The following is a 5499-nucleotide window of genomic DNA, read 5'->3' on the forward strand; positions in this document are numbered from 1 at the left end:
TTTGAAAGCCGGAGAGTGGTTCCGGCGGGGTCTCTTGCTCATCGTCTCTCCTGTTCAGCAGCCATTCTGGCTGCTCTCAGGCAGAAACTCCACTTATCCCGCTGTCCAAATTTCCCGAGCCAGCTCTCTCGATTGTGGTGGGGGCTTTCTTGTCAGCGTGATAGGCACTCCACCTGTTCCACAGCTCAGCGACAGTGATGCCCTTCGTAGAGCCTGTTGTGGAAGTCTCGGCTTGTGGTCGCACCCAAGCGGGGAAGGATGAGGCAACGGGATCAGGCGAGTAATCGAACTCAGCGTTGCGCTCTAACTTCCTTGCTGCTGAGTCGAGCGCGTGAGCAACGGCTTTGATGAGAAGCATCCTGCTATCAGCATCAATAACTAAGCCCTCCCGCGCCACAACTAGGTCAGCAAAGGGGCCGAATCGCTCTTCCATCGAATGTGCCTTTGCATTCCTCCTGCCAATCATGAGGGCAGCTCTACCTAGCCTTCCTTCCCTTGCGCGTTCATTCACGTCCTGGACCCATGCCCATGTTTCTGGCGAGCCTGGGTTGTTCTCAAATCCTTTTGCGAAAGCGTCATAGAGTGTGCCAGCCAAGGCTAAGGCTTGCTTCTGCGTCAGCCGGATAGGGCCAGCACGTTGAGAATCCCAGAACTTACGGAGGGCAGCATCGGCTTTAGAGTGGCGCTCCTTGGCTTCTCTAGTGTCTTTGGTGCGTAGTGAGATCTGAACGATCGCGCCAATCTTCACAGCAGCGGAAATGCCACCCACTGGAAGTGTGACATTCTGTCCTTTGAGATGAATAAGATCCTGGGGAACTCTTTGGCGAAGGTGCCAAACGCCGCTCCTGGGATCTTTCCAAGGTCTAGCCATAATCAACGCCATGTGAGCGCCCTGTGTGAGAGGTGGACGCTACGTAAGTCATTGTTATCGCTGAAAGGCTTTACTCTCAAGGGAAAGAGAGTGGTGCCGGTGGAGAGGATCGAACTCCCGACCTTCGGTTTACAAAACCGCTGCACTACCGCTGTGCTACACCGGCTGACGTCACGGTGCTCAGGTAGCAGTCCGCGAGGCGGGACGCAAGTTCCACACAAACGTAAATATTAAGTGTCCCAGCACACCGAAACCAACCCTGATTTCTGGAATTGTCAGGAAAACCTGATCGTGGAGTCGGTGTTATGAAGGCGTTAGGGGCTTCTGCTCGGAAAAGGATCTCGCCGCTCAGCGGCGGCCTCAAAGTTGTTGCCGTTCTTGCGGTTGCCGTGGGCTTCGGTCTTGCCGCAGAGCGTGCGGATGCCGCTCACGCGGGCCACGGCGTGGAGGCCAAGCCTGACAAGCAGACGGCGACATCGATCGCGGCGAAGGATGTGGAGACCACGTCCTCGATCGAGACAAAATCCGTGAACGACGTTCCTTGCGACATTTCTCGCAAGCGCCTCTTCGTGGAGGGCGAGGGTTGGATCGTCCGCCGTGTGACGACCTGCTACTGAGCGGCGACTTCGCCTGACGCGAAATGAAAAGCCCCGCCGTGAGCGGGGCTTTCCTGTCAGGGCCTTTCGAAAGCTTAGCGCTTCGCGCCGAGGCCATCGAAGGTCAAGATATCCCGGTCCTTGGTCTCCGGTACGAAGAGGAGACCGACCACGAAGGTCACGAGGGCGATCACGATCGGGTACCAGAGGCCGTAGTAGATGTCGCCGGTGGCTGCCACCATCGCGAAAGCTGTCGGAGGCAGGAGGCCGCCGAACCAGCCGTTGGCGATGTGGTAGGGCAGGGACATCGCAGTGTAGCGGATACGGGTGGGGAAGAACTCCACCAGAGCCGCCGCGATCGGGCCGTAGACCATCGTGACGTAGATCACGAGGATCGTCAGGATGCCGATAGCCTTAAGGGCTTGCGTGTTGCCAAGGGCGTCAAAGAAGCCGCCGACCTTCAGGATGGTCGGATCGCCTGCCTTTGGGTAACCCGCTTCTGCAGCTGCTGCCGTGAAGGCCGTGATGTTGGCCGGAATGGCATCGGCAATCGGGGTTTCCTTGCCGTTGAAGGTCACCTTCGGGGCGCTGCCGGCAGCAGCCGGAACGAGCTCGTACTTGACCGCAGAGCGAGCCAGGGCCACGCGGGCGATGTCGCACTTCGCAGTGAAGGTGCGGATGCCGACCGGATCGAACACCGAGCCACAGGTGGCGGGATCGGCCACGACCTGGACCTTCGCGGTCTCAAGAGCCTGGTTGAGGCGAGGGCTGACCACGCTCGTGAGGGCGCCGAAGAGCGGGAAGTAGGTGATCGCCGCGATCAGGCAGCCACCGAGGATCACCGGCTTGCGGCCAATCTTGTCTGACAGCGCACCAAAGAAGACAAAGCCACCGGTTCCAAGGATCAGCGACCAGGCGATCAACACGTTCGACGTGAGCAGATCGACCTTCAGAATGCTCTGGATGAAGAACAGGGCATAGAACTGGCCCGTATACCACACCACGGCCTGGCCGATCGCGAGACCGATCAGGGCGATGAGCACCATCTTGAGGTTGCTCCACTGGCCGAATGCCTCCTTCAGCGGAGCCTTCGACTGCGTGCCCTCTTCCTTCATCTTCTTGAAAGCCGGCGATTCCTGCATCTGGAGACGAATCCAGACCGAGACGCCGAGAAGCACGACGGAAAGCAGGAACGGAATACGCCAGCCGGCGATCGGCCAGCCCTCGCCGGTCTGGAAGCCCTGCTCGCCCATCCAGGTGCGAAGCACGAGGATGACGACGAGGGAGAGCAGAAGACCGACAGTTGCCGTGATCTGGATGAAGCTGGTGTAGAAGCCGCGACGTCCCACCGGTGCATGTTCCGCCACATAGACCGCAGCGCCGCCGTATTCGCCGCCGAGCGCGAGACCCTGGAGCATGCGAAGGGCGATCAGAACGACGGGAGCGACCCAGCCGATCTGAGCATAGCTGGGCAGCAGACCGACGAGGAAGGTCGAAAAGCCCATGATCAGGATCGTGACCAGGAAGGTATATTTCCGGCCGACGAGATCGCCGATGCGGCCGAAGAAGATTGCGCCGAAGGGGCGGACGAGGAAGCCCGCCGCGAAGGCGAGCAGCGCGAAGACGTTACGGGTTGTCACGTCGAAGGCGGAGAAGAACTGCGCGCCGATGATCGTGGCGAGAGAGCCGTAGAGATAGAAATCGTACCATTCGAAGACGGTACCGAGAGAGGAGGCCAGAATGACCTTCTTTTCCTCCCACGTCATCGGCCGCCGCGTTGCGGCAGCCGAATGAGGCGTGATAGCTGCTGTTGCCATAGGGTTCCCTTCCATTCGTATGCCCGGTGATCCGGGTTCTGAGCCGCAAGCCATGCAGTGCAGGCCTGGGCCGCGGCATCGTGACTGCGCATGGCAGCCAAGAATCCAACGAATGGGAGGCTACCTCCGGGCTTCCTTTCCACAATTCACAATTGGTATTTGCGACTTCCGTCTAAGAAGCCGTACAACCAAATAAATTACTGAATAGCGGCAGATGGTTAGGCGTCATTCCGGCTTTACTTCCGAGCGCTTCTGGAAGCCCCCTTAACCACAGCATAAAGGCAGACCGCGGCGGCGTTGGAGACATTCAGGCTCTTGATGGCTCCGGGCATGTCGAGGCGGCCGATGACGTCGCAGCAGTCCCGGGTCCGCTGTCTCAGGCCCTTGCCCTCCGATCCCAGCACGAGAACCACCGGCAGACTGATCTCGATCTCGTCCAGACTGACCTCGCCCGAGGAGTCGAGCCCGATTCGCTGGAAGCCGAGCTTGCCGAGCGCGGTCAGCGTATCGCCGAGGTTGCGCACGATCATGAAGGGTACATGCTCGAGGCCGCCGGACGCCGATTTGGCGAGAACGCCCGTGGCGGCTGGGCTGTGCCGGGCGGTGGTGATGATGGCCTCGACATCGAAGGCGGCGGCCGTGCGGACGATGGCGCCGACATTGTGGGGATCGGTGATCTGGTCGAGGGCCAGGACCACACGCTTGCCGCTCAGGGTGTCGACGGACGGGGAGGGCAGGGGATCGGCCTCGGCATAGAGGCCTTGATGCACCGCATCCGGCTCCAGGAGGCGGTTGATCTCGTCCGGGCGGACGATCTCAGGTTCGATAGGCAAGGGAGCATCCAACTCTTCGCTCAGGCGCCTGGCAGAGTTCTCCGTGGCCAGGAGCCGACGAATCGTTCTTTTGCCATTGCGCAGGGCTTCCGCAATGGGATGCCAGCCATAGAGAATGGTGGTGTCGATCTCGAAATTCGGCCGTCTGGCCTGAGGGTCGCGGCGACCGGGTTTCCCGTGTGGGCGCTGGAATCTCGGCTTGCGAGACTGGAAAGGACGGTCGCTCATGATCGTTGGATCTCGTGTGTTGACGGAAGGGGCCATAGCACAGAGTGAGTCCATTCACGACCCGCCGATTTCGTTGCGCTTTGAGGTTGACACCGGCCATGCAGGTCACCATAAGAGCGCCACGGAACGCTCAGCCACGGCGAGCGCTCTGCAGAACAGCCTCGGCGTTTTGCGTTCGGGTTGGGCTCTATGGGGGAATGTCCCGAGCGGCAAAGGGGGCGGACTGTAAATCCGCTGGCTATGCCTTCGTAGGTTCGAGTCCTACTTCCCCCACCACCCAATCAGAAGGGCATGCGGGTGTAGCTCAATGGTAGAGCAGCAGCCTTCCAAGCTGAATACGAGGGTTCGATTCCCTTCACCCGCTCCAACCCTCTAATCCGATAAATCTCCTGTCGTTCTTTGCCGGCGCCGCCGGTTCTGTCGTTCTGAGAAGCGTCGTTGTAGCGCTCTTGTGTGCGTTTCTGAGCGGATGCCTTTTCCGCTCCATGGCTTGGCTGTTCAAGGTCTCAGTCGGTACAGCCTCGTCGAGGTTGTCGTGGAAGGGGTCGAGATCATTCGGTCCTGGTCGATGGAGGAGGAAGGGCTGATTCAGCCCAGGGCAGCCGATACCGCAACGGAGGAGCGGATCAAGACCGAGCCTGCCGCGAATTTTCGCAGCTGATGGCGCATTTCAAGCAAGTTCTGACGGCCCGGGTGACGGATGAATTCGTCAGCTTGATCGCGCTGGAAATCAGCCGGCCCTGGCCGCAGTTCGTCTGAAGACGTTCGATGTCCCGTTGGGCCTCGTCGGCAAGGCGACGGGTTAACTTATTCTGGGGTCAGAATGGACGCTTGGAGGCGAAACTGGTGATCGTGGCGTGGCGACCGGGATCGCGCTGGCTTTCGAAAGGCTGGATCCTGGTAATTCGATGATCACAGATTATCTGTCCGCCTATCGAAACTGGCTCTTGCGTAACTGAGCAAAGAGCCCTATTGGGCGGCACGAGTTTGCCGTTCAGGTATCAAAGCGTGTCGAGGATCTAAGGACATGGCGAAGGAAAAGTTTCAGCGCAATAAGCCGCACTGCAACATTGGGACGATTGGTCACGTGGACCATGGCAAGACGTCTCTGACGGCGGCGATCACGAAGGTTCTGGCGGAGTCCGGGGGCGCGA

Annotated in this window: 6 protein-coding genes and 3 tRNA genes; 5 read left to right on the plus strand and 4 right to left on the minus strand. The window is 59.6% G+C overall.

Going from position 1 to position 5499, the window contains the following annotated elements:
* Positions 1-76: 76 nt before the first annotated feature.
* Together FS320_RS36845 and FS320_RS36850 are read right to left on the minus strand one after the other, a co-directional pair.
* Positions 77-883: a DUF6538 domain-containing protein gene (locus FS320_RS36845; protein ID WP_152717279.1), complete on the minus strand. Its 807-nt coding sequence runs from the start codon at positions 881-883 to the stop codon at positions 77-79.
* Between the two features lie 79 nt (positions 884-962).
* Positions 963-1037: transfer RNA gene (locus FS320_RS36850), tRNA-Thr, on the minus strand.
* Positions 1038-1176: 139 nt separating this feature from the next.
* Between FS320_RS36850 and FS320_RS36855 the strand changes: the two genes are divergently transcribed.
* Positions 1177-1488, plus strand: coding sequence for a hypothetical protein (locus FS320_RS36855; RefSeq protein WP_152717280.1), 312 nt, complete (start codon positions 1177-1179; stop codon positions 1486-1488).
* A gap of 74 nt (positions 1489-1562) precedes the next feature.
* On the opposite strand, the gene FS320_RS36860 is transcribed toward FS320_RS36855, so the two are convergent.
* Both FS320_RS36860 and FS320_RS36865 read right to left on the minus strand, forming a co-directional pair.
* On the minus strand, positions 1563-3284 hold the full coding sequence (locus FS320_RS36860; RefSeq protein WP_244627623.1) for an MFS transporter: 1722 nt from the start codon (positions 3282-3284) through the stop codon (positions 1563-1565).
* A gap of 236 nt (positions 3285-3520) precedes the next feature.
* A complete protein-coding gene (locus FS320_RS36865) occupies positions 3521-4345 on the minus strand; it encodes a TrmH family RNA methyltransferase (protein ID WP_152717281.1) in 825 nt (274 codons plus the stop codon).
* Between the two features lie 191 nt (positions 4346-4536).
* Between FS320_RS36865 and FS320_RS36870 the strand changes: the two genes are divergently transcribed.
* The 4 genes from FS320_RS36870 to FS320_RS36885 form a co-directional block, all read left to right on the plus strand.
* Positions 4537-4621, plus strand: a tRNA-Tyr gene (locus FS320_RS36870).
* Between the two features lie 17 nt (positions 4622-4638).
* A tRNA-Gly gene (locus FS320_RS36875) sits at positions 4639-4712 on the plus strand.
* Between the two features lie 102 nt (positions 4713-4814).
* The gene (locus FS320_RS36880; protein ID WP_152717282.1) at positions 4815-5006 is read left to right on the plus strand and encodes a hypothetical protein; all 192 of its coding nucleotides are present in this window, start codon (positions 4815-4817) and stop codon (positions 5004-5006) included.
* 366 nt (positions 5007-5372) lie between these two features.
* Positions 5373-5499, plus strand: a 127-nt coding sequence (locus tag FS320_RS36885; protein ID WP_244627385.1) for a GTP-binding protein, incomplete at its 3' end; no start/stop codon positions are given.

Origin of the sequence: Microvirga tunisiensis (assembly GCF_009296175.1) — a bacterium.
In the GTDB taxonomy this organism is placed as follows: Bacteria; Pseudomonadota; Alphaproteobacteria; order Rhizobiales; family Beijerinckiaceae; genus Microvirga; species Microvirga tunisiensis.

Excerpts from the sequence above, each read along its gene's own strand:
- FS320_RS36880 (WP_152717282.1), top strand. The coding sequence starts at position 4,815 with ATGCCTTTTCCGCTCCATGGCTTGGCTGTTCAAGGTCTCAGTCGGTAC.
- FS320_RS36865 (WP_152717281.1), bottom strand. The coding sequence starts at position 4,345 with ATGAGCGACCGTCCTTTCCAGTCTCGCAAGCCGAGATTCCAGCGCCCA.
- FS320_RS36855 (WP_152717280.1), top strand. The coding sequence starts at position 1,177 with ATGAAGGCGTTAGGGGCTTCTGCTCGGAAAAGGATCTCGCCGCTCAGC.
- FS320_RS36845 (WP_152717279.1), bottom strand. The coding sequence starts at position 883 with ATGGCGTTGATTATGGCTAGACCTTGGAAAGATCCCAGGAGCGGCGTT.
- FS320_RS36860 (WP_244627623.1), bottom strand. The coding sequence starts at position 3,284 with ATGGCAACAGCAGCTATCACGCCTCATTCGGCTGCCGCAACGCGGCGG.